15 protein-coding genes are annotated in these 23492 nt (G+C 73.6%); 9 read left to right on the top strand and 6 right to left on the bottom strand.

All coding sequences use genetic code 11. The features are described from left to right. Window positions 1–69: 69 nt before the first annotated feature. The 5 genes from ACI79A_RS07700 to ACI79A_RS07680 form a co-directional block, all read right to left on the bottom strand. Window positions 70–1491 carry a neutral zinc metallopeptidase gene (locus ACI79A_RS07700; protein WP_457081645.1) on the bottom strand — a complete coding sequence of 474 codons (1422 nt, stop codon included), beginning with the start codon at window positions 1489–1491 and terminating at the stop codon, window positions 70–72. 95 nt (window positions 1492–1586) lie between these two features. Continuing rightward, window positions 1587–4682, bottom strand: a complete 3096-nt coding sequence (glgB, locus tag ACI79A_RS07695) for a 1,4-alpha-glucan branching protein GlgB (RefSeq protein ID WP_457081643.1) — start codon at window positions 4680–4682, stop codon at window positions 1587–1589. 57 nt (window positions 4683–4739) lie between these two features. Beyond that, a complete protein-coding gene (locus tag ACI79A_RS07690; protein WP_457081641.1) occupies window positions 4740–6110 on the bottom strand; it encodes a maltokinase N-terminal cap-like domain-containing protein in 1371 nt (456 codons plus the stop codon). Continuing rightward, window positions 6110–7972, bottom strand: coding sequence for a maltose alpha-D-glucosyltransferase (gene treS, locus ACI79A_RS07685; RefSeq protein ID WP_457081639.1), 1863 nt, complete (start codon window positions 7970–7972; stop codon window positions 6110–6112). Before treS ends, ACI79A_RS07690 begins: the two co-directional genes overlap by 1 nt. A 101-nt stretch (window positions 7973–8073) precedes the next feature. Then, a complete protein-coding gene (locus tag ACI79A_RS07680; protein ID WP_457081637.1) occupies window positions 8074–10086 on the bottom strand; it encodes an alpha-1,4-glucan--maltose-1-phosphate maltosyltransferase in 2013 nt (670 codons plus the stop codon). A gap of 195 nt (window positions 10087–10281) precedes the next feature. Between ACI79A_RS07680 and glgP the strand changes: the two genes are divergently transcribed. Both glgP and ACI79A_RS07670 read left to right on the top strand, forming a co-directional pair. Next, window positions 10282–12831 (top strand): alpha-glucan family phosphorylase, encoded by a 2550-nt coding sequence (gene glgP / locus ACI79A_RS07675; RefSeq protein WP_457081635.1) that lies wholly within the window; start codon window positions 10282–10284, stop codon window positions 12829–12831. Window positions 12832–13100: 269 nt separating this feature from the next. Continuing rightward, the gene (locus tag ACI79A_RS07670) at window positions 13101–14069 is read left to right on the top strand and encodes an FHA domain-containing protein (RefSeq protein ID WP_457081633.1); all 969 of its coding nucleotides are present in this window, start codon (window positions 13101–13103) and stop codon (window positions 14067–14069) included. A gap of 125 nt (window positions 14070–14194) precedes the next feature. On the opposite strand, the gene glgX is transcribed toward ACI79A_RS07670, so the two are convergent. Further along, window positions 14195–16366 carry a glycogen debranching protein GlgX gene (gene glgX, locus ACI79A_RS07665; protein WP_457081631.1) on the bottom strand — a complete coding sequence of 724 codons (2172 nt, stop codon included), beginning with the start codon at window positions 16364–16366 and terminating at the stop codon, window positions 14195–14197. 62 nt (window positions 16367–16428) lie between these two features. Here glgX and ACI79A_RS07660 point away from each other — a divergent pair, with 62 nt between their 5' ends. The 7 genes from ACI79A_RS07660 to mnmA all read left to right on the top strand — a co-directional run bounded on the left by ACI79A_RS07660 (window position 16429) and on the right by mnmA (window position 23487). Continuing rightward, window positions 16429–17226 (top strand): ABC transporter ATP-binding protein, encoded by a 798-nt coding sequence (locus ACI79A_RS07660; protein ID WP_457081629.1) that lies wholly within the window; start codon window positions 16429–16431, stop codon window positions 17224–17226. 74 nt (window positions 17227–17300) lie between these two features. Then, window positions 17301–18086, top strand: coding sequence for an enoyl-CoA hydratase/isomerase family protein (locus ACI79A_RS07655; RefSeq protein WP_457081627.1), 786 nt, complete (start codon window positions 17301–17303; stop codon window positions 18084–18086). Next, the gene (cds1, locus tag ACI79A_RS07650) at window positions 18083–19186 is read left to right on the top strand and encodes an L-cysteine desulfhydrase Cds1 (RefSeq protein WP_457081625.1); all 1104 of its coding nucleotides are present in this window, start codon (window positions 18083–18085) and stop codon (window positions 19184–19186) included. The genes ACI79A_RS07655 and cds1 overlap by 4 nt, the downstream gene beginning before the upstream one ends. Window positions 19187–19291: 105 nt before the next feature. Further along, complete coding sequence (locus tag ACI79A_RS07645; protein WP_457081623.1) at window positions 19292–20071, top strand: electron transfer flavoprotein subunit beta/FixA family protein; 780 nt, start codon at window positions 19292–19294, stop codon at window positions 20069–20071. A 31-nt stretch (window positions 20072–20102) separates the two neighbouring features. Beyond that, window positions 20103–21068 carry an electron transfer flavoprotein subunit alpha/FixB family protein gene (locus ACI79A_RS07640; RefSeq protein ID WP_457081621.1) on the top strand — a complete coding sequence of 322 codons (966 nt, stop codon included), beginning with the start codon at window positions 20103–20105 and terminating at the stop codon, window positions 21066–21068. A gap of 152 nt (window positions 21069–21220) precedes the next feature. Next, the gene (locus ACI79A_RS07635; protein WP_457081619.1) at window positions 21221–22411 is read left to right on the top strand and encodes a cysteine desulfurase family protein; all 1191 of its coding nucleotides are present in this window, start codon (window positions 21221–21223) and stop codon (window positions 22409–22411) included. A 2-nt stretch (window positions 22412–22413) separates the two neighbouring features. Next, on the top strand, window positions 22414–23487 hold the full coding sequence (mnmA, locus tag ACI79A_RS07630) for a tRNA 2-thiouridine(34) synthase MnmA (RefSeq protein WP_457081617.1): 1074 nt from the start codon (window positions 22414–22416) through the stop codon (window positions 23485–23487). Window positions 23488–23492 lie beyond the last annotated feature (5 nt).

Raw genomic sequence — 23492 nt, 5'->3', positions numbered from 1 at the left:
GCCGCGAGCTCGCGGCGGGATCCTGCGCGGGGGCCGGCGCTGGGCCCGTGGCGGAGCCCGGCAGGCGGCTCAGGAACCGAGGCCGCAGGCGGTGGGGCCCTCGAACACCCCGGCGCGGAAGACGTCGACCAGCTGGAAGCCGGTCAGCCCGACGTCGGCGATGACCTCGGGGTCGTCGCTGTACTCGAGCAGGAACGAGACGCTCTCGTCGGCATCGCCGGGGGAGATCCGGATGCTGGGCACCTCCTCCTCGAGCGCCGCCGCGGTGAAGGCCCCGGCCAGGCACACGGAGGAGCGGACCGCCTCCTGGTCATCGGTCGACAGCCCGAGCTGGTCGCGCACCGCCAGGCCGTACGGCACGGCGACGGCGGTGAGCACGGCGTAGTCGCCCAGGGCGTCGTAGAGCGGCCGGGTGAGGTCGGCCTCGTCGAACGCGACGGTGCCCTCCGCCGGGCAGTAGACCAGGTCGCCCTCGGGCCGGCTCCCGGCGCAGTCGGGTGCCGTCCGGGCGAACGGCTCCAGCTCGGGGGCCTGGAAGTCCTCCCCGCGGGAGTCGAGGACCGCCGCCCAGAACTCCGGGAAGGACGTGGCGATCAGGCCCCGCACGTCGGCGTAGGGCGCGTCGCCCCCGGTGAGCAGGTCCTGGTCGGAGAACTCTCGCTGGGTGTACGGGCGGTCGGGGCCGAAGGCGTCGCGGCAGGCCGCCGGGCCGTCGTCGAAGCCCTGCTGGAAGGCCGATACCCGGTCGAAGTACGAGCCGTGGGCCTCGCCGGCGTCGAGCCCGGTGCCGACCGGGTCGCGCAGCAGCAGGTAGCCGCGCAGCACGTCGTCCAGCTCCGCCGGCCGGATCGAGTTGTGCGGTGCCTCCCCGTCGGCGACCCACCGGGTCCAGGCCCCGGCGAAGCAGTCGGCCTGGGTCTCGATGGCGATGGAGGCCTGGACCGGGTAGCCCACGCGGCCCTGCACGGCGTGGCCGAACTCGTGGGCCATCACCAGCGCCGGGATGAAGCGCCCGTAGCCCTCGGACCCACCGGTGCCGAAGGCCAGCTCGCCGAGGAACGCCCGGTCGTACTGGATGGCGTCCCCGTTGGGGTACTGCTGGCTGGGCCCGCAGTAGAAGGCGTTGTCCTCGACCGCCTCGGGGGGCTCGCCGCAGCCGATCTCGCCCCCGGGGTAGGCGGTGGGGTCGATGTCCGCGGGGTCGACGGAGTAGTAGCCACCGGTCAGCGGTGGGAACCGCTGCTGGTAGACCGGGCCGAACTGGTCGGCCCACCAGGTGTTCAGGTCGGCCAGCGCGTTGCGGGCGAGGCGGTCGACGTCGGAGTCGACGGCCCCGATGATCGGGAACTCCGCTGGGTCCACGTCGCCGCGCACGTCGACCAGCGGGGTCGCCGAGCCCTCGATGAAGGTGACCGCACACCCGCTCAGCGCCGTCGTCCCGAGCGCCGCGGCCAGCGCGAGGCCGACGAGCCGGCGCGAGGAGATGGGCATCGGCTCCCTGTCGTACGGGCCACCGGGCCGGTGGCGGTCACCCCGCGGGACGGCGGAGGTGGCGACGGCCCCGCGGAGCCGTCGCCACCTCCGGGTCACTCCTGGGGACCGGCCTGCGCCGGCTCCAGCCCGGTGCCCGGCCCCTCAGCGGCACCGGAGGCCTCGGCAGCGGCGATCTGCGCCTGGTCGGCCGGGGCGCCGGAGTCGGGCAGCTCGGGCTCGGGCCCCTCGTGCACGAGCCACACGGTGGCCAGCGGCGGGGCGGTGAGCGTCGCCGACCACGGCTGCCCGTGCCAGGCCTCGGCCACGGCGTCGATGCCGCCGAGGTTGCCCACCCCGGAGCCGCCGTAGCCCTCCGAGTCGGTGTTGACCAGCTCGCGCCAGCGGCCACCCCTCGGCAGCCCGACCCGGTACTCGTGGTGCGGGGTGCCGGAGAAGTTGGCGACGCAGGCCAGCACCTGACCGTCCTTGCCGTAGCGCAGGAAGGTCAGCGTGTTGCCGCCGGCGTCGTTGGCGTCGATCCACTGGAAGCCGGCCGGGTCGACGTCCTGGGACCACAGCGCCTCGGTCTCCTTGTAGACCGTGTTGAGGTCGCGGACGAGGTCCAGCACGCCCCGGTGCGCCGGGTCGTCGAGGTGCCACCAGTCCAGCGAGCGGCTCTCCGCCCACTCCGAGAGCTGGCCGAACTCCGAGCCCATGAACAGCAGCTGCTTGCCCGGGTGGGCCCACATGTAGCCCAGGTAGGCGCGCAGGTTGGCCAGCTGCTGCCACCGGTCCCCGGGCATCTTCCGCAGCAGCGACCCCTTGCCGTACACGACCTCGTCGTGGCTGATCGGCAGGACGTAGTTCTCCGAGAACGCGTAGACCAGGGAGAACGTCAGCTGGCCGTGGTGGTAGCTGCGGTACACCGGCTGGTTGGCCATGTAGCCCAACGAGTCGTGCATCCAGCCCATGTTCCACTTGAAGCCGAAGCCCAGGCCGCCGAGGTAGGTGGGCCGGGTGACGCCCGGCCAGGCGGTCGACTCCTCGGCGATCGTGACGACGCCGGGCACCTCGCGGTACACGGTCGCGTTCATCTCCTGCAGGAACGAGACCGCGTCCAGGTTCTCCCGGCCGCCGTACTGGTTGGGCGTCCACTCGCCCTCGTTGCGGGAGTAGTCCAGGTAGAGCATCGAGGCGACGGCGTCGACCCGGATGCCGTCGACGTGGAACTCCTGGGCCCAGAACAGCGCGTTGGCGACGAGGAAGTTGCGCACCTCGGGCCGGCCGAAGTCGAAGACGTAGGTGCCCCAGTCCGGCTGCTCGCCGCGGCGCGGGTCGGCGTGCTCGTACAGCGCGGTGCCGTCGAAGCGGGCCAGCGCCCACTCGTCCTTCGGGAAGTGCGCGGGCACCCAGTCGACGATGACGCCGATGCCGGCCTGGTGCGCGCGGTCGATCAGGTAGCGCAGGTCGTCCGGGCTGCCGAAGCGCGAGGTGGGGGCGTAGTAGGAGGTGACCTGGTAGCCCCACGACCCACCGAAGGGGTGCTCGGCCAGCGGCATGAACTCCAGGTGGGTGAACCCGGCGTCCTTGACGTAGGCGACCAGCTCGTCGGCCATCTCGCGGTAGGAGAGGCCCTGGCGCCACGAGCCGGCGTGCACCTCGTAGACGCTCATCGGCCGCTCGTGCCACTTGCCCTCGGCGCGCTGGGCCAGCCAGTCGCCGTCGCCCCACTCGTGCGTGGACTCGGTGACCACGGAGGCGTTCGACGGCGGCACCTCGGTGGCGAACGCCATCGGGTCGCTCTTCACCCGCCACTGCCCGTCGGCGCCGAGCACGTGGTAGCGGTAGCGGGTGCCCACCTGCACGCCCGGGACGAAGACCTCCCAGACCCCTGAGGAGCCCAGCGACCGCATCGGGTAGGCGCGCGCCTCCCAGTAGTCGAAGTCGCCGGTGACCTTCACGCCGCGGGCGTTCGGCGCCCAGACGGCGAAGGAGACGCCGTCGACCGGGCCGCCGGGGGTGTCGTAGTGCCGGACGTGCGCACCGAGCACGGTCCACAGCTTCTCGTGGCGGCCCTCGCGCAGCAGGTGCTGGTCGAGCTGGCCGAGCGTGGGCAGCCAGCGGTACGGGTCGTCGACGGTGTAGGTGTCGGTGCCGCCCTGCCCGTTGGGGTAGACGACCTCGATCCGGTAGTCACCCGGCTGCTGGGGCAGGCGGGCCTCGTAGATGCCACCGCCGTGCAGCTGGTGCGCCTCGTACCGGGTGCCGTCCTGGTCGACGACCACCACGGCCACGGCGTCCGGCCGCAGCGTGCGGACCGCCCAGCCCTCGGGCAGCCGGTGCGCACCGAGCACGCCGTGCGGGTCGTAGGACCAGCCTTCGACGACGGCGCGCAGCTCCTCCCCGGTGACCTCGCGGCCGGCCGGGGTGGCGTCCGCGGGCACCGAGGTGCTCACCGGCGCCTGCCCGTCCGGCAGAGCTGCCACCAGCTCGGTGGCGGCCGGCTCCGGGGCCTCGCCGGGGGCGGGCGGCAGGTCGGTGACCTCGCCGACGACCAGGTCGCCGGTCGCCGTCTCGGCCGTGGCGGGCTCGGCCGCGGGGGCCTCGGCGTCGACGGTGTCCGGCGCGGGCTCCGTGCCGGGCACCGAGGCGGTCTCGGCCGGGGAGCTGCCGCCGGTGCCGGCGTGCTCGCCGTCCTCGGGCGCCTGCGGGGTGCTCGGCGCGGCCGGGGCGGGGCTCGGCGGCTCGGGCTGGGGGGCCGGGGGTGCGCTCGGGTCACCGGGCTCGGCGATCGGGGCCGGGGCGACGACCGGGGCAGCGGTCACCTTCTTGACGGCGGCCTTCCGGGTGCGCTTCGCCGGGGCGGCATCGCCCTCGGCGGCCGCACCCTCGACAGACGGGGCCGCCTTCTTCGTCGTCCGCCTGGCGGCCTTCTTCGCCGGCGGCGCCTCGTCGGCGGGCTCGGTCTGCTCACCGGCGCCGCCGGCTGCGGCAGCCGTCCGCTTCGCCGGGGCCTTCTTCGCCGGGGCCTTCTTGGCGGCGGCCTTGCGCGTGGTCTTCTTCGCCGGCTGCGCGGCGTCGGCCGGGTCGGTGTCGGTCGCGGCGGCCCCATGGACGGCGGCCGTCTTCTCCTCGACCCGGCGCATCAGCTCGTCCTTGCCGGCCGGCTCGGGGTCGGGGGAGCGCCCCTGCGTGTCCTCGGTGCTCATCGGTGTCTCCAGGTGCTTCTCGGTGGTCCGTGGTCGTCTCAGGCCGTGCCGTCGGCGTCAGTCGCCGGAGGTCAGCCGGGACAACGAGCTCAGCGGGATCATCAACCAGTGCGGCCGGTTCCGCGCCTCGTAGACGCACTCGTAGACCGCCTTGTCCGCCTCGAACGCGCGCAGCAGGGCCGAGTCGGCCGACAGCGGCACCCCGCCGGCAGCGGTGTAGCCCGCGCAGAAGGCGGCCCGGTTCCGCTCGGCCCACTCCTGGGCGCGGTAGGCCCGCTGCGGGTCGTCGGGCTGCTCGACGAGCATGTGCCGGGCCGCGTAGTCGAAGCTGCGCAGCATCCCGGCGACGTCGCGCAGCGGGGTGTCCAGCTCGCGCCGGGCGGCCAGCGGCCGGGCCGGCTCGCCCTCGAAGTCCAGCACGATCCAGCCGCTGGTGGTGCGCAGCACCTGGCCCAGGTGCAGGTCGCCGTGCACCCGTTGGCGGGTGACCGGCTCCTCGCTGCCGGCCACCGCGGAGTACAGCGCGCGCAGCCCGTCGGCGTGCTCGGCCAGGTCCGGGACGACGGCGAGGGCCGCCTCCAGCCGCTGGGTCATCTGCTCGGCCAGCGTGCCGTACCAGTCCCGGTCGGCCGGCTCGACCGGCAGCACCCGGGCGAGGTCGGCGTGCACCGAGGCGGTGGCCTCGCCCAGCCGCTCGCTCTCACCGGCGAAGTCCCCGCCCACCTCGTCGGCGTGCAGGTCGCCCTCGGCGTAGAGGTCGCGGACGCTGGAGGTGGCCAGCCGCCAGCCGTCGCTGGCGTTGGGGACGAAGGTCTGCAGCATCGCCACGGTGGCCGGCTCGTCGCCGGGGGCGCCGTCGATCTCGATGTACCCGAGCAGCCCGGCGATGTGCGGGTTCTCCGCCCGGCGCAGGGCGTCGTGGATCTCGACGTCCGGGTTCAGCCCGGGCTCGAGCCGGCGGAACAGCTTGAGGATCGCCGTCTCGCCGTAGACCAGCGAGGTGTTGCTCTGCTCGGTGGAGACGATGTCGCCGGGCAGCCCCTCGGGGATGTGCGCGACCCCCGCCGGGTGGAAGTGCATGGGGCCCACGGTGGAGGCGGCCACCAGGTGGGTCAGCCACGGCACGGTGGCGTCCCGGTCGCGCATCGCGTCGTAGGCGTAGTTCTCCGTGCCGTTGGCGCCGGTCACCGCACCGATGAAGGCGCTGGACAGGTCCTCGGCCGGCGACTCGCGCCAGGAGAGGGGGACCAGGTAGGTCTCGGTCGCTCCGTCGGTGTAGGTGACCTGCACGCGGTGGACGGAGAGGACCGGGTCGGACTGGTCGAGGAAGAACCCCTCGTCGCTGACCTCGGCCCACTCGCGGCCCTTGCCGCCGAACCAGCGCTGTCCCGGCATCCAGCCGGCCAGCAGGTCGGTCACTGCAGTCATCAGGCCTCTCCCTCACGGTCGGTGGTCGTGGCGGCCTCGCTGCCGAGACCCCCGCTGCCCGCCGGGGCGCCCTCGGAGACGAGACCGGAGTCCAGCAGGGACCGCGCGACGTTGCTGCTCGTCGTGCTCTCCCAGTCCTCCTCGTCCTCGGGTGCCGTGTCGACGGGCTTCTGCAGCTCGAACCAGTAGAAGCCGTGACCGCCCAGGGTCAGCATGTAGGGCAGCACCCCGATCTGGGGGAACTGCACGCGCCCGGTCAGCTCGACCGGGGTGTAGCCCTCGAAGCGCCGCAGGTCCAGCTCCACCGGCTGCGGGAACCGGGACAGGTTGTTCACGCAGAGCACGATGTCGTCGCCGAACTCGCGCACGAACGACAGCACGGTCGGGTTGCGGGAGCCGATCTCGGTGAAGCTGCCGACGCCGAAGGTCGGGTGCTGCTTGCGGATCGAGATCATCGTGCGGGTCCAGTGCAGCAGCGAGTTCGAGTTGCGGAGCTGGGCCTCGACGTTGGTCACCTGGAACCCGTAGACGGGGTCGGCGACCAGCGGCAGGTGCATGCGCTGCGGGTCGGCGGTGGAGAAGCCGCCGTTGCGGTCGGGGGTCCACTGCATGGGGGTGCGCACGCCGTCGCGGTCACCCAGCCAGATGTTGTCGCCCATGCCGATCTCGTCGCCGTAGTACATGACCGGCGACCCGGGCAGCGACATCAGCAGGGCGGTGAACAGCTCCAGGGTGTCCAGGTCGTTGTCCAGCAGCGGGGCCAGCCGGCGGCGGATGCCGATGTTGGCCTTCATCCGGGGGTCCTTGGCGTACTCGCCCCACATGTAGTCCCGCTCCTCGTCGGTGACCATCTCCAGGGTCAGCTCGTCGTGGTTGCGGAGGAAGACGCCCCACTGGCAGTTCTCCGGGATGTCCGGCGTCTGCGCCATGATCTCCGAGATCGGGAACCGCTGCTCCCGGCGCACGGCCATGAACAGGCGCGGCATCACGGGGAAGTGGAAGGCCATCTGGCACTCGTCGCCGTCCTCGCCGAAGTACTCGACGACGTCGGCCGGCCACTGGTTCGCCTCGCACAGCAGCACCCGGTCGGGGTACTCGGCGTCGACGACCTTGCGCACCTTCTTGAGGAACTCGTGGGTGCGGGGCAGGTTCTCGCAGTTGGTCCCCTCCTCCTCGAAGAGGTAGGGGACGGCGTCGAGGCGGAAGCCGTCGATGCCGAGGTCGAGCCAGAAGCGCAGGGCGTCGATGATCGCCTCCTGCACCTTCGGGTTCTCGAAGTTCAGGTCGGGCTGGTGGCTGAAGAAGCGGTGCCAGAAGTACTGCTTGCGGACCGGGTCGAAGGTCCAGTTGGAGCTCTCGGTGTCGACGAAGATGATCCGCGCGTCGGCGTAGCCGGTGTCGTCGTCGGCCCACACGTAGAAGTCGCCGTAGGGACCGTCGGGGTCGCTGCGGCTGGCCTGGAACCAGGGGTGCTGGTCCGAGGTGTGGTTCATGACGAAGTCGATGATCATCCGCATCCCGCGGGAGTGCGCCGCCTCGACCAGCTCCTTGAAGTCCTCGATGTCGCCGAACTCCGGGAGCACCGCGGTGTAGTCGCTGACGTCGTAGCCGCCGTCGCGCAGCGGGGAGGCGAAGAAGGGCGGCAGCCAGAGGCAGTCGACGCCCAGCCACTGCAGGTAGTCGAGCTTGCCGATCATGCCGCGCAGGTCACCGATGCCGTCGGCGTTGCTGTCGGCGAAGCCGCGGACCAGCACCTCGTAGAAGACGGCGCGCTTGAACCACTCGGGGTCGCTCCCCGGGGGAGGGAGGGTCGACTGCTCGCCCGCGCCGGGGGTCGACTGGGCGGGGACGGGGAGGGTCATGGAACTCGGTCCTCGTTCGTTCTCGGGGGTGCTGGGCGGTGCGACGGCGCCGGCCGCGGCAGGTCCGGCGCCGTCGCGGGTGAGGACGGTCGGGAGACCCGTCAGGGGGTCAGCGGGTCCACCGGTGCGGCCAGGCTGCGGTGCACGGTGAACACGTGGGCCGGTTCCCGGTAGGGGTCGAGCTCGACGTAGTTGTGCTGGCCCCAGTCGTAGTGCGCGCCGGTGAGCTCGTCGGTGACGGAGAACCGGTCGGACCAGTCCAGCCCCAGGGCCGGCATGTCCAGTGACGTGGTGCCGATCTGGGTGTAGCTGCTGTTCAGCGAGACCACCACGAGCACCGCGTCGGCCGAGCCGGGGTCGGTCTTGGAGAAGCAGAGCAGGTTCTCGTTGTCGATGTGGTGGAACCGCAGCGTGCGCAGCTGCTGCAGCGCCGGGTGCGCCCGGCGGACCTCGTTGAGCCGGCGCAGGTAGGGCGCCAGCGTGCGGCCGCTGGCCTCGGCGCCGGCCCAGTCGCGGGGACGCAGCTGGAACTTCTCGGTGTCCAGGTACTCCTCGCTGCCCGGGCGCAGGCCGACGTGCTCGAACAGCTCGTAGCCGGAGTAGACGCCCCAGGTGGGGCTCATCATCGACGCCAGCACGGCCCGGATCTTGAACATCGGCGGCCCGCCGACCTGCAGCGTCTCGTGCAGGATGTCCGGGGTGTTCACGAAGAAGTTCGGCCGCATGTAGTGCGAGCTGGCGGCCAGCTCGCGGCCGTACTCCTCCAGCTCCCACTTCTCCGTGCGCCAGGTGAAGTAGGTGTAGCTCTGGGTGAAGCCCAGCCGGGCGAGCTGGTGCATCATCGCCGGCCGGGTGAACGCCTCGGCGAGGAACAGCACGTCCGGGTCGGTCTTCTTGACCTCCCAGATGAGCCAGTGCCAGAAGTTCAGCGGCTTGGTGTGCGGGTTGTCGACCCGGAACACCCGCACCCCGGCGTCCATCCAGTGCCGCACCACCCGCAGCACCTCGGCGTAGATGCCCTCGGGGTCGTTGTCGAAGTTGATCGGGTAGATGTCCTGGTACTTCTTCGGCGGGTTCTCCGCGTAGGCGATCGTGCCGTCGGGCTTGGTGGTGAACCACTCCGGGTGCTCGCGCACCCAGGGGTGGTCCGGCGCCGCCTGCAGGGCGAGGTCGAGCGCGACCTCCATGCCCAGCTCGCGGGTGCGGCCGACGAAGGCCTTGAAGTCGTCGAGGGTGCCCAGCTCGGGGTGGACGGCGTCGTGCCCGCCCTCGTCGCTGCCGATCGCCCACGGGGAGCCGACGTCGTCCGGGGTCGCGACCAGGGTGTTGTTCTTCCCCTTGCGGTTGACCTTGCCGATCGGGTGGATCGGCGGCAGGTAGACCACGTCGAAGCCCATGTCGGCGATCGCCGGCAACCGCTCGGCGGCCTGGGCGAACGTGCCGTGCGTGGGCCGGCCGCCGACGACGGGGCCCTCCGAGCGCGGGAAGAACTCGTACCAGGAGCCGAACAGCGCCCGCGGGCGGTCGACCCACAGCTCGTAGTCCTGCGTCGGGGTGACCAGCCGGCGCACGGGGTGCTCGTACAGGAACTGCTGCAGCGCCGGCGCGAACGCCGGGGCGATCCGGGCGGTGAGCTCACGGCCCTCGTCGCGGAGCGCGCCGACGGCGTCGTGCAGCGCGGGGCGGTGCTCCTCGGAGACGGCGGCGGCGACCTCCTCGAGCAGCCGGGCGCCGGACTCCAGGTCGTTGGCGAGCTCGTCGGCGCCCTGGCCGGCCTCGACCTTGACCTCAACGTCGTGGTGCCAGGTGCTCAGCGGGTCGTCCCAGGCCTCGATCCGGAAGGTCCACAGGCCCTCCTGGTCGGGGACGACTGTGGCGGTCCAGCGGTCGGGCTCGGGCCCGAACTTCCGCATCCGGGTCAGGGAGGGCGTCCCCGCGGTGCCGTCCGGGGGCGTGAGCACCACGGTGGCGGCCACGGCGTCGTGGCCCTCGCGGAAGACGGTGGCGGTGATCGGCAGGTGCTCGCCGACCACGGCGCGGGTCGAGAACGACCCGCACGACACGACGGGGGCGACATCGGTGATGCCGAGGCGGAGGTCAGCGCGGCCAGTCATCGCGGCAACGCTATCCACATCGGCGCTGGTGGGCACTTCGAAGTGATCTCCCCTCCGCCAGGAGGGGGAGGCGGGCCGGTTCGCCGGATCCCTGCCCCGGACCCGCGAGCGCGGGGCCGGGCAGGGGTCGGTGGACGGGAGAACGCAGGTCGTTCGACCCGGTGCGGACCGGTCGCCGCGGCTAGGGTCGGGCCCGTGCGAGCCCTCCGCCGACTGACCGTCCGAGCCTCGCTGCCCGAGGCGCTCCTCCCGCTGTCCCAGCTGGTGACGAACCTGCGCTGGTCCTGGCACCCGGAGACCCGCGATCTCTTCGAGGCGCTCGACCCGGAGCTCTGGGCGTCCTGCGGCGGTGACCCGGTGAAGGTCCTCGGCGAGGTCTCCGCCGATCGGCTGGCCGCGCTGGCCGCCGACCCGGCGTTCCTGCAGCGGTTGCAGACCGTGGCCGACGACCTCCGCGAGTACCTCGACGCCCCGCACTGGTACCAGTCGCTGGGTGAGGGCGCACCGGCGACGATCGCCTACTTCTCCGCCGAGTTCGGCATCACCGAGGTGCTGCCGCAGTACTCCGGTGGCCTGGGCATCCTCGCCGGCGACCACCTCAAGGCCGCCTCCGACCTCGGGGTGCCGCTGATCGGGGTGGGGCTGCTCTACCGGTCCGGGTACTTCTCCCAGGGCCTGTCCGCCGACGGCTGGCAGCTGGAGCACTACCCGGCGCTGGACCCGCACGGCCTGCCGCTGAAGCTGCTCCGGGACGCCGACCGCAACGCAGTGGTGGTCGCCGTGCCGCTGCCCGAGGGGCGCACGCTGTACGCGCACGTCTACCGCGCCCAGGTCGGCCGGGTCTCGCTGCTGCTGCTCGACAGCGACATCGAGGAGAACAGCCCGGCCGAGCGCGGGGTCACCGACCGGCTCTACGGCGGCGGCGAGGACCACCGGCTGCGGCAGGAGATGCTGCTGGGCATCGGTGGCGTCCGGGCGCTGCGCGCCTTCTGCTCGCTCACCGGCACCCCGCCGCCGGAGGTGTTCCACGCCAACGAGGGGCACGCCGGCTTCCAGGGCGTCGAGCGGATCCGCGAGCTCACCGAGTCCCACGGGCTGTCCTTCGCCGAGGCGCTGCAGGCGGTGCGCGGCGGCACGGTCTTCACCACCCACACCCCGGTGCCCGCGGGGATCGACCGCTTCCCCAAGGCGCTCATCGAGCGGTACTTCGCCGGCTTCGGCGTCCCGGTCGACCAGCTGCTGCCGCTGGGCGCCGAGGGCGACCCGAGCAAGTTCAACATGGCCCACATGGGGCTGCGGCTGGGGCAGCGGGCCAACGGGGTCAGCCAGCTGCACGGCCACGTCAGCCGGGACATGTTCGGGCCGCTGTGGCCGGGCTTCGACCCCGACGACGTGCCGATCGGGTCGATCACCAACGGGGTGCACGCCCCGACCTGGACCGCTCGCGAGCTGCTGGAGCTCGGCACCCAGACCACCAGCCAGGGCGATCCGCTCGAGGTGGACGGCGACGTCCACTTCGACGGCGTCGACCGCATCCCCGCCGCCGATCTCTGGAACACCCGCCGGCTGCTGCGGAGCCGGCTGGTCGAGGAGGTGCGCCGCCGGGTGCGGGCCACCGCCGTCTCCCGCGGCGCGGCGGAGGCCGAGCTGGAGTGGACCGAGACGGCGTTCGACCCCGACGTGCTGACCATCGGCTTCGCCCGCCGGGTGCCCTCGTACAAGCGGCTGACGCTGATGCTGCGTGACCCCGGCCGGCTCAAGGCCCTGCTGCTGGACGACGAGCGGCCGGTCCAGCTGGTCATCGCCGGCAAGAGCCACCCGGCCGACGACGGCGGCAAGCAGCTGATCCAGCAGATGGTGAAGTTCGCCGACGACCCGGAGATCCGGCACCGGATCGCCTTCCTGCCCAACTACGACATCGGCATGGCCCGCTACCTCTACTGGGGTTGTGACGTCTGGCTGAACAACCCGCTGCGGCCGCTGGAGGCCTGCGGCACCTCGGGGATGAAGTCGGCGCTCAACGGCGGGCTGAACCTGTCCATCCGCGACGGCTGGTGGGACGAGTGGTTCGACGGCCAGAACGGCTGGGCGATCCCGACCGCCGACGGCGTCGAGGACCCGGATCGGCGGGACGACGTGGAGGCGCAGGCCATCTACGACCTCCTCGGCCGCCAGGTCATCCCGCGCTTCTACGAGGTCGACGACGAGGGCATCCCGAGCCGCTGGGTGGAGATGGTCCGCGACACGCTGCGCGAGACCGGCCCCAAGGTGCTCGCCACCCGCATGGTGCGGGACTACGTGCAGCGGCTCTACGTGCCGGCGGCCGGCGCCGCCCGCGCGATGGCCGCCGGGGGCTACGAGCCGGCCCGCGCCGAGGCGGCCTGGCGGGCCCGGCTGCTGGAGCACTGGCCCGGTGTGCGGGTGGCCCACGTGGAGGCGACCGGCGTGGGGGAGACCCCGGAGATCGGCGGGGGCATCGACCTGCGGGCCGAGGTCGAGCTGCCGGGCCTCAGCCCGTCCGACGTGCTGGTGGAGGCGGCCTACGGCCGGGTGGACGACGCCGACGGGCTGCACGAGGTCACCACGCTGGAGCTGCGGCACGACGGTGCGGAGGGTTCGCGGCACTGGTTCACCGGAACCGTGCCGCTGGAGCGCACGGGCGCCTTCGGCTACACGGTCCGGGTGCTGCCGCACTCGGAGCTGCTGGTCACGCCGGCCGAGCTGGGGGTCGTGGTCAACGCCTGAGGAAGGACCGCCTCGCCTCACCCCTCGCCGGCTCGCGGCGAGCCGCAGAGCGGGGCCCGGGCCGTTCCCGTCCGTCACCTGCCCGGGGCGGGGTCCCGGCAGCGGGCCGACGGCTGACTGCTCACAGTCATCGAGTCGTAGCGGAACGTTGCGGTCTCGGTGGTGAGGATGTGACCGTTGGTACGTGCCGGGCAGAACGGGTCGAGATCACGGCGCGGCACGCGGTGGCGGGCGGTCGGATGTGCCGGTCCGTCGTTAGGGTGGCCTCCATGCCCGACCGCTGTGAGGTGCTCCCCGGAGACTCTGTCGTCGCCCGCCGCGGCGGCGGCCTGCTGTGGGTCGACGCCCCCGGCTCACCGGCGCTGGTCGCCGCGCTGCACGCCTGTCTCGGCGTCAGCGGCCCCGGGGCCGACCGTGTGCTCGCGGCCGTCGCCGGACAGGTGAACCGGCTCTCCGACGGCCCCGTCTCCTTCGCCCTGGTCCTCGCCGACACCACCGACGGCGCCGGCTCCGGCGTCGCGCTGTGGTCGGGCAAGGGCCAGCCGGCCGTCGACGGGGTGCCGGTCTCCGGCTCGGCCGCCGACGGGTGCACCCTGGCCGCGGGCTTCGCCCTCGGCCAGACGCTGTACGTCGGCCCCGGGCAGCAGGCCGCGGCCATGCCGCCGGGGGTCGCGCTCGACCTCGTCGAGGGCACCGTGCCCGGCTCCGGTGCGCTGCTGCAGCTGGCCGCCGCCGTGCCGCCCGCCGTCGCCGTGCCGCGGTCCGCCGGCCTGCCCAGCGAGTCGCCCTTCACCGCGAGCACCGACGGGGGCTTCAGCGGCGCCGGGCGGCCCGCCTCCGCGGTGGCCGCCCCGTCGGGTGAGCAGACCGCCTTCTGGCGTCCGGAGCCCCCGGCGGCCCCGGTGCTCCGCTTCGACGACGGCATGGTCGTCACCGTCGACGAGGACCTGGTGCTCGGGCGCCGTCCCGACGGGCACGACCTGGTCACCAGCGGATCGGCGCGGCCGGTGCCGATCGCCGACACGCAGAACGTGCTGTCCTCGGCGCACGCCGCCATCCAGCGCTCCGGGCGCGAGGTGTCGCTGATCGACCTGGGCTCGCTCAACGGCACCCACGTCGCCGGCCCCGAGGCGACCGAGTGGACGCAGCTCGAGCCGGGCGTCCCGCACGTGCTCGCCGACGGCGACCGCCTGCTGCTGGGCTGGACCGTCATCACCTTCGAGCAGGCCGCGGAGTAACCGCAGCCCCACCCACGACCGCGGCCTCGTCCCTCCTGTCGGGGGGACGGGGCCGTGTCACGTGCGGCGAGCAGGTCCGCCGTTGATCATGGCGGTGTCGCCCCTGATCGACCTGAGGGGGTCCGTCAGGAGGCGTGCGCCTCCGGCTGCGGCGGCCGCAGCACGCGCAGGGCCCACACCGACCGGCCGGGCAGCTGCACCGGGCCCGGGGCCACCGCCGTCGGCCGGGGTGGCTGACCGGTGGGGTACTCGGTGGCCAGCACGAGCTCGTAGCCGTCGCCCCAGGGGTCGCCCGGCAGGACGACGTCGACCGCGTCGGCGCCGGCGTGCAGCCAGATCAGCCACGAGTCGTCGACCACCGGCCGCCCGCGCTGGTCGCGGTGCCGCAGCCCGCGGCCGTCGAGGTACATGCCCACCGTCTGCAGGTCGGCGTCGAACCAGTCACCGCTGGTGAGCTGCTCTCCGGTGGGGGAGAACCAGGCCAGGTCCCGGGTGCCGCCGGTGCCGGCCACCTCGGCGCCCTCGAAGAAGGCCTCCTGGCGCAGCGCGGGGTGCGCCCGCCGCAGCCCGACGGCGTGCGCGACGAACGACCACAGGTCGGCGTCCATCGCGCCCCAGTCGATCCAGGAGACCTCGTTGTCCTGGCAGTAGGCGTTGTTGTTCCCGCGCTGGGTGCGGCCCAGCTCGTCGCCGGCGGTGAGCATCGGCACGCCGGTCGACAGCAGCAGGGTCGCCAGGTGGTTGCGCACCTGGCGGGCCCGCAGCTCGGTGACCGACGGGTCGTCGGTGGGGCCCTCGACGCCGCAGTTCCAGTTGCGGTTGTGGCTCTCGCCGTCCCGGTTCTCCTCGCCGTTGGCCTCGTTGCGCTTGGTCTCGTAGGTGACCAGGTCGGCCATGGTGAAGCCGTCGTGGGCGGTGACGAAGTTGACCGAGGCGAACGGACGGCGGCCGTCGGAGCGGTAGAGGTCGGAGGAACCGGTGAGCCGGTAGGCCAGGTCGCGCACCCCCACCCGGGCCCCGGACCACACGTCGCGCACGGTGTCGCGGTACTTGCCGTTCCACTCCGTCCACGGCGGCGGGAAGTTGCCCACCTGGTAGCCGCCCTCGCCGATGTCCCACGGCTCGGCGATCAGCTTGACCGTGCTGACCACCGGGTCCTGGTGCACCACGTCGAAGAACGCCGACAGCCGGTCGACGTCGTGCATCGAGCGGGCCAGCGCCGAGGCCAGGTCGAACCGGAACCCGTCGACGTGCATCTCGGTGACCCAGTAGCGCAGCGAGTCCATCAGCAGGCCGAGCACGGCCGGGCGACGGACGTCGAGGGTGTTCCCGCAGCCGGTGTAGTCGGTGTAGCGGGACGGGTCCTCACCGCCCAGCCGGTAGTAGCCGCCGTTGTCGATGCCCTTGAACGACAGGGTCGGGCCGGTGTGGTCTCCCTCGGCGGTGTGGTTGTAGACGACGTCGAGGATCACCTCGATGCCGGCGGCGTGGAGCGCCTTGACCATGGCCTTGAACTCGGTGACCTGACCGCCGCGGGAGCCCACCGAGCTGTAGGCCGCGTGCGGGGCGAAGTAGCCCAGCGTGTTGTAGCCCCAGTGGTTGGTCAGCCCGCGCCGCAGCAGGTGCGGCTCGCTGACGAAGTGGTGCACCGGCAGCAGTTCGACCGCGGTGACGCCCAGGGAGACCAGGTGCTCGACGAAGGCCGGGTGGGCCAGGCCCGCGTAGGTGCCGCGCAGTGCCGGGGGCACGTCGGGGTGCAGCTGGGTGGCGCCCTTGACGTGCACCTCGTAGATCACCGTGTCCGACCAGGGGATGTCCAGTCGGGTGTCGCCGTCCCAGGGGAAGGAGTCGTGGATGACCACGCCCCGCGGGACGTACGGCGCGGAGTCCCGCGGGTCGGCGAGGTTCGGGTCGTGCCGGTCGTGACCGAACAGCGCGTCGTCCAGGACGAGCTCGCCGTCGACCGCCCGGGTGTAGGGGTCCAGCAGCAGCTTGGCCGGGTTGTACCGGGCGCCGGACGCCGGGTCGAAGTGCCCGTGCACCCGGTAGCCGTAACGCTGCCCGGGCCCGACGCCGGGCACCCGCCCGTGCCACACCTGGTGGGTGGTCTCCCGCAGCCGCTGCCGGTGCTCGGTGCCGTCGGCGTCGAACAGGCACAGGTCCACTCCCGACGCGCCGGCCGACCACAGGGCGAAGTTGGTGCCCGTGCCGTCCCAGTGCGCTCCGAGGGGCGCCGGCCTGCCCGGCCACACCTCCGCCGTGCCGCCGTGCCAGCGTGCCCCCGTCTGTGCGCTCACCCGGAGCATGGTGCCCGACACGGCCCCGCCCCGTCCGTCGCGACGCCCGGCGGGTTGGTTGGATGGCCCGCGTGGAGAACGAGCCCGTCGTCGAGATCCGGGGTGTGGACGTCGTCCGGGGCCAGGCGCACCTGTTGCGCTCGGTCGACTGGACCGTCCGGGCCGACGAGCGCTGGGTGCTGCTGGGGCCCAACGGGGCGGGGAAGACCACGCTGCTGCAGCTGGCGGGAGCGCAGATGCACCCGACCCGCGGCGAGGTGCAGGTGCTGGGGGAGACCCTGGGCGCCGTCGACGTCTTCGAGCTGCGCCCGCGGATCGGGCTCACCAGCGCCGCGCTCGCCCAGCGGATCTCCGCCAGCGAGCGGGTCGGTGACGTGGTGGTCAGCGCCGGCTACGCGGTGATGGGTCGGTGGCGCGAGCGCTACGACGTCCACGACCTGACCCGCGCGGCGATGCTCATGCAGCAGTGGGGGATCGCCCCGATGGCGCACCGGCCCTTCGGCACGCTCAGCGAGGGTGAGCGCAAGCGCACCCAGATCGCCCGGGCGCTGATGACCGACCCCGAGCTGCTGCTGCTCGACGAGCCCGGCGCGGGGCTCGACCTGGGCGGCCGGGAGGACCTGGTCACCCGGCTCTCCGGCCTGGCCCGCGACCACTACGCGCCGGCCCAGGTGCTGGTCACCCACCACGTCGAGGAGATCCCGCCCGGGTACACCCACGCGCTGCTGCTGCGCGCCGGGGAGGTGGTCGCCGCGGGCCCGATGGCCGAGGTGCTCACCGCGCCGCTGCTGTCGGAGGCCTTCGGCGTCGGGCTCGACGTGCAGCTGGACCGCGGCCGGTTCGCCGCCCGCCGCGCCTGAAGGACCCCCTCGCCCCCTACCGCTCGCACGCTCGCGGCGGGCCCCTGCGAGGGGGCCGGTCGTAAGGTGCGGGCATGAGCGAGCCGGAGTTCGTGACCCTGCAGGTCGACGGTCCGGTCGGCACGATCCGGCTGGACCGGCCGAGGATGAACGCGATCGACGAGCAGGTCCACCGGGAGGTCCGCGCCGCCGCGCTGGAGGCCGGGTCACGGGAGGACGTGCGCGCCGTCGTCCTCTACGGCGGGGAGCGGGTCTTCGCCGCCGGCGCCGACGTGAAGGCGATGGCGGAGCTGACCGGCGCGAGCATGGTCGCCTGGGGGCGCGAGCTCACCGCGTCCTTCACCGAGGTGGCCCGGATCCCCAAGCCGGTCATCGCCGCGATCACCGGCTACGCGCTGGGCGGCGGGTACGAGCTGGCGCTGTGCGCGGACTTCCGGGTGATGGGCCACGGGGCGAAGGTGGGGCAGCCGGAGATCCTCCTCGGCGTCATCCCGGGTGCCGGCGGCACGCAGCGGCTGGCCCGGCTGGTCGGCCCGGCCAAGGCCAAGGACCTGGTCTTCACCGGCCGGCACGTGGGTGCCGAGGAGGCGCTGGAGATGGGGCTGGCCGACGCCGTCGTCCCGGACGACGACGTGTACGCCACCGCGGTGGCGATGGCCCGCAAGTTCGCCGCCGGCCCGCCGCTGGCGCTGGCGGCGGCCAAGCGGGCGATCGACGAGGGGCTGGACGGGTCGCTGGCCGCCGGCCTGCAGCTGGAGAGCCGGCTGTTCGCCGAGCTGTTCGACACCGAGGACCAGGCGGCGGGGATGCGCTCGTTCCTGGAGCAGGGGCCGGGCAAGGCCACCTTCACCGGCCGGTGAGCGCCCCCGCCGACCTCGACCGCTCCGACCCCACCGGCCGGGCGTGGGTCGAGCGCGCGGTCGCGCTGGTCGAGGCCGACGCGCACCGCAGCGCCGACACCCACCTGCTGGTGTTCCCACTGCCGCCGGAGTGGGGGATCGACCTGTACCTCAAGGACGAGTCGACCCACCCCACCGGCAGCCTCAAGCACCGGCTGGCCCGCTCGCTGTTCCTCTACGCGCTGTGCTCCGGCCAGCTGCACGAGGGCAGCACCGTGGTGGAGGCCTCCAGCGGGTCGACCGCGGTCAGCGAGGCCTACTTCGCCCGGATGCTCGGGCTGCCCTTCGTCGCGGTCATGCCGGCGGCCACCAGCCCGGAGAAGATCGCGCTCATCGAGTTCCACGGCGGCCGCTGCCACCTGGTCGCCGACGCCGGCAGCGTCTACGACGAGGCGCGCCGGATCGCCGCGGAGTGCGACGGCCACTACCTGGACCAGTTCACCAACGCCGAGCGGGCGACCGACTGGCGCGGCAACAACAACATCGCCGAGTCGGTGTTCGACCAGTTGGCCCGGGAGCGCCACCCGGTGCCCGAGTGGGTGGTCGTCGGGGCGGGGACCGGGGGCACGAGCGCCACGATCGGCCGGTACGTGCGCTACCGCCGGCTGCCCACCCGGCTGGCCGTCGTCGACCCCGAGGGGTCGGCCTTCTTCGCCGGCTGGCGCGACGGCGACCCGGCCGCCACGGCGCGCGGGTCGCGGATCGAGGGGATCGGCCGCCCGCGGGTGGAGCCGTCGTTCGTGCCGACGATCGTCGACCGGATGGTGTGCGTCCCCGATGAGGGGTCGCTCGCGGCGATGCGGCACCTCCAGCGGGTCACCGGGCGGCGGGCCGGCGGCTCGACCGGCACCAACTTGTGGGGCGCCTTCGGGCTGGTCGCCGAGATGCTCGCCGCGGGCCGCACCGGCAGCGTCGTGACGCTGCTGTGCGACGGCGGCGAGCGCTACGCCGACACCTACCACTCCGACGCCTGGGTGGCGGGCCAGGGGCTGGACCTGGCGCCGTTCACCCGGACCCTCGAGCACTTCACCGCGACGGGGGAGTGGCACCCTCCCACGTGACGGGGGCCACCCTCACCGGCGTCGTTACCGCTGAGTAACCTCGATGATCGGCGCGTGGCGGGCCCCGCCCGCGCCCCGACGAAGCACCGCGGAGGTCGTCTGACGATGGATATCGTCGTTCTGGTCAAGCAGGTCCCCGACTCCGGCAGCGAGCGGAAGCTGGACCCGGCGGACAACACCGTCGCCCGGGCCACCGCCGACAACGTCATCAACGAGATGGACGAGTACGCCATCGAGGAGGCGCTGACCCTCAAGGAGGCGCACGGCGGCGAGGTGACCGTGCTGACCGTCGGCCCGGACACCGCCACCGACGCGATCCGCAAGGCGCTGTCGATGGGCGCGGACAAGGCGGTGCACGTCAGCGACCCGGCGATCCACGGCGCCTGCGCTCCGCAGACCAGCGCCGTGCTCGCTGCCGCGCTCTCCCGGGTGCCGTACGACCTGGTGCTCTGCGGTGCGGAGTCGACCGACGGCCAGGTCTCGGTCATGCCCGCGCTGCTGTCCGAGCGGCTGGGCATCCCGCAGCTGTCCGGCGCCCGCAAGCTCACCGTGGAGGGCACGACGGCCCGGGTCGAGCGGCAGACCGACGGCGGCTACTGGGAGCTGGAGGCCCAGCTGCCGGCGATCGTCTCCACCTGGGACACGATCAACGAGCCCCGGTACCCCTCGTTCAAGGGGATCATGGCGGCCAAGAAGAAGCCGGTGGAGACGCTGACCCTCGCCGACCTGGGCATCGACCCGGCGACGGTCGGTCTGGCCACCGCCACCAGCGCCGTCGTCGACTTCGCCGGCCGCCCGCCCAAGGGCGAGGGCGTGAAGGTGACCGACGACGGCGACGGCGCCGAGAAGCTGGTCGGCTTCCTCGCCGAGCAGAAGATCGTCTGAGCCGGACCTCGAGGAAGAGGAGCAGCAGAACATGGCAGAGGTACTGGTCCTGGCCGAGCTGAACCCGGCCGGCGGTGGCGCGCGCAAGACGACGCTGGAGGCGCTGACCGCGGCCCGCGCCCTCGGTGAGCCCTCGGCGGTCGTGCTCGGCGCCCCCGGCACCGCCGCGTCGGTGCGCGAGCAGCTGGCCGAGTACGGCGCGGCGAAGGTCTACGTCGCCGAGTCCGACGACGTCGACGCCTACCTGGTCGCCCCCAAGGCCGAGGTGCTGGCGCAGCTGGTCGCCGAGAAGCAGCCGGCGGCGGTCGTCATCCCGTCCTCGTCGGAGGGCAAGGAGATCGCCGCCCGGCTGGCGCTCAAGACCGGCAGCGGCTTCCTCACCGACGTCACCGAGATCGCCCCCGACGGCACCGCCACCCAGGTGGCGTTCGCCGGGGCGACGATCGTGCACTCGAAGGTGACGGTCGGCACGCCGATCTACACCCTGCGGGGGAACTCGGTCACCGCCGAGCCCGCGCCGGCCGCCGGCGCCGAGGAGGCCGTGGCGGTCTCGGTCTCCGACCAGGCCCGGCAGACCCGCGTGGTCGACCGGGTGGTGGAGCAGAAGAGTAGCCGCCCCGAGCTCACCGAGGCGTCCGTCGTCGTCTCCGGTGGCCGCGGTGTGGCCAGCGCGGAGAACTTCGCCGTGATCGAGGGGCTCGCCGATGCCCTCGGCGGCGCCGTCGGCGCCTCGCGCGCGGCGGTCGACTCCGGCTTCTACCCGCACACCTTCCAGGTCGGGCAGACCGGCAAGACCGTCTCCCCGCAGCTCTACATCGCGGTCGGGATCTCCGGGGCGATCCAGCACCGCGCGGGGATGCAGACCTCGAAGACGATCGTCGCGGTCAACAAGGACCCCGAGGCGCCGATCTTCGAGCTGGCCGACTTCGGCGTGGTCGGCGACCTGAACACCGTCGTCCCGGCCGCCACCGAGCAGATCGCCGCCCGCCGGGGCTGAACCGCACTCCGCGCCGCCGTTCGGGCGCCGTCCCCCCGGGGGCGGCGCCCGACGTGCGTGCGGGTGGCCACTCCCACCCAGCGGGCGCCCGGCGACCGGGGCCGTTCCGCGGCGCCTACGCTTGCCGGTGCCATGACTCACCAGGACCAGCCATGACCTACCTGGACCACGCGGCCACCACCCCGATGGTGCCGGCCGCCGTCGAGGCGATGGCCGCGCAGCTGGGCCGGGTCGGCAACGCCTCGTCGCTGCACGCCAGCGGGCGCGAGGCCCGGCGGGTGGCCGAGCAGGCGCGCGAGCAGCTCGCCGCCGCGCTGGGCGCCCGCCCCTCGGAGGTGCTGTTCACCGCCGGCGGCACCGAGGGCGACAACCTCGCGGTCAAGGGCCTGTACTGGGCCCGGCGGGGCACCGACGACCGGCGGCGCCGGATCGTGGCCAGCCCGGCCGAGCACCACGCCGTCCTGGACAGCGTGGAGTGGCTGGAGAAGCACGACGGCGCCGAGGTCACCTGGCTGCCGGTCGAGCCCAGCGGTCGGGTCACCCCCGGGGCGCTGGCCGACGCCCTCGGCGAGGGCACCGACGTGGCGCTCGTCAGCGTCATGTGGGCCAACAACGAGATCGGCGCGGTCAGCGACGTCGCCGCGCTGGCCGACGTCGCGCACGCCGTCGGCGTCCCGCTGCACACCGACGCGGTGCAGGCCGTCGGCCAGCTGGCCGTGGACTTCACCGCCAGCGGCGTCGACGCGCTGACCATGACCGGGCACAAGCTCGGCGGGCCGATGGGCGCCGGCGCGCTGCTGCTGCGCCGGGACGCCGAGTGCACCCCGCTGCTGCACGGCGGGGGTCAGGAGCGCGACGTGCGGTCGGGCACCCTCGACGTCGCCGCGATCGTCGGGCTCGCGACCGCGACGCGGCTGGCCGTCGCCGACCGGGTCGAGCGGGGCACGCGGATCGCGGCGCTGCGCGACCGGCTGGTGGCCGGCGTCGTCGCCCAGGTGCCCGACGCCCAGCTCAACGGCCCGGCGCTGGACGACGTCGTGGCCGGTGGCCCGGGTCGGTTGCCCGGCAACGCGCACCTGTCCTTCCCGGGCGCGGAGGGTGACGCGCTGCTCATGCTGCTCGACGCGCGCGGCATCGAGTGCTCGACCGGGTCGGCGTGCAGCGCCGGCGTCGCGCGCCCCAGCCACGTGCTGCTCGCCACCGGGGCGGACGCCGCGCGGGCGCGCAGCTCGCTGCGGTTCAGCCTGGGGCACACCTCCACCGACGGTGACGTCGACGCCGTGCTCGAGGTCATCGCGCCGGTGGTCGAGCGGGCGCGCCGGGCCGGCACCGGGCGGTCCTGACCGTGCGGGTCATCGCCGCGATGAGCGGGGGAGTGGACTCGGCGGTCGCCGCCGCGCTGGCGGTGGAGGCCGGGCACGACGTCACCGGCGTGCACCTGGCGCTCTCCCCGGACCGCCAGCAGCTGCGCAGCGGGTCGCGGGGGTGCTGCAGCGTCGAGGACGCGCACGACGCCCGGCGGGTCGCCGACGAGCTCGGCATCCCGTTCTACGTGTGGGATCTGGCCGAGCGGTTCCGGGAGGACGTCGTCGAGGACTTCGTCGCCGAGTACGCGGCCGGCCGCACGCCCAACCCCTGCCTGCGCTGCAACGAGAAGATCAAGTTCTCCGCGGTGCTGGACCGGGCGCAGGCGCTCGGCTTCGACGCCGTCGTCACCGGCCACCACGCCCGGCTGGCCGACGGTGAGCTGCGCCGCTCGGTCGACGCGGCGAAGGACCAGTCCTACGTGCTGGGCGTGCTGACGCCGGCGCAGCTCGCCGGCGCCGCCTTCCCGCTCGGGGGCATGACCAAGGAGCGCGTGCGCGAGCTCGCCGCCGAGCGTGGGTACGCGGTGGCCGCCAAGCCCGACTCGCACGACATCTGCTTCATCGCCGACGGCGACACCCGCGGCTTCCTCGCCCGCCGGCTGGGCGAGCAGCCCGGGCCGGTGGTCGACGCGCTGACGGGGGAGACCGTCGGCACCCACGCCGGTGCCTACGGGTTCACCGTCGGTCAGCGGCGCGGGCTGGGGATCAGCACCGGCGACCAGCGGCCGCGCTACGTGCTGGGCATCGAGCCGGTGAGCCGCACGGTGACCGTCGGCACCGCCGAGCAGGCCGAGGTCGGCGAGGTGTGCACCGGGACACCGACGTGGACCGGCCCGGCGCCGGCGCTGCCGTTCACCGCGGAGGTGCAGCTGCGCGCGCACGGCACCCCGGTGCCGTGCACGGTCACCGCGGCCGGCGACGGCGGCCTGCGGATCGAGCTGGGCCGTCCGCAGCGCGGCGTCGCGCCGGGGCAGTCCGCGGTGCTGTACGAGCCGGACCCGGTGCGGGGTGACCGGGTGCTCGGCCAGGCCGCCGTCCGCCGCGCGCAGTGACGACG

It is taken from the genome of Modestobacter sp. SYSU DS0657, assembly GCF_054050925.1.
The sequence above is the reverse complement of the archived record's forward strand: the minus strand, read 5'-3'. Positions and strand labels throughout refer to the sequence as shown.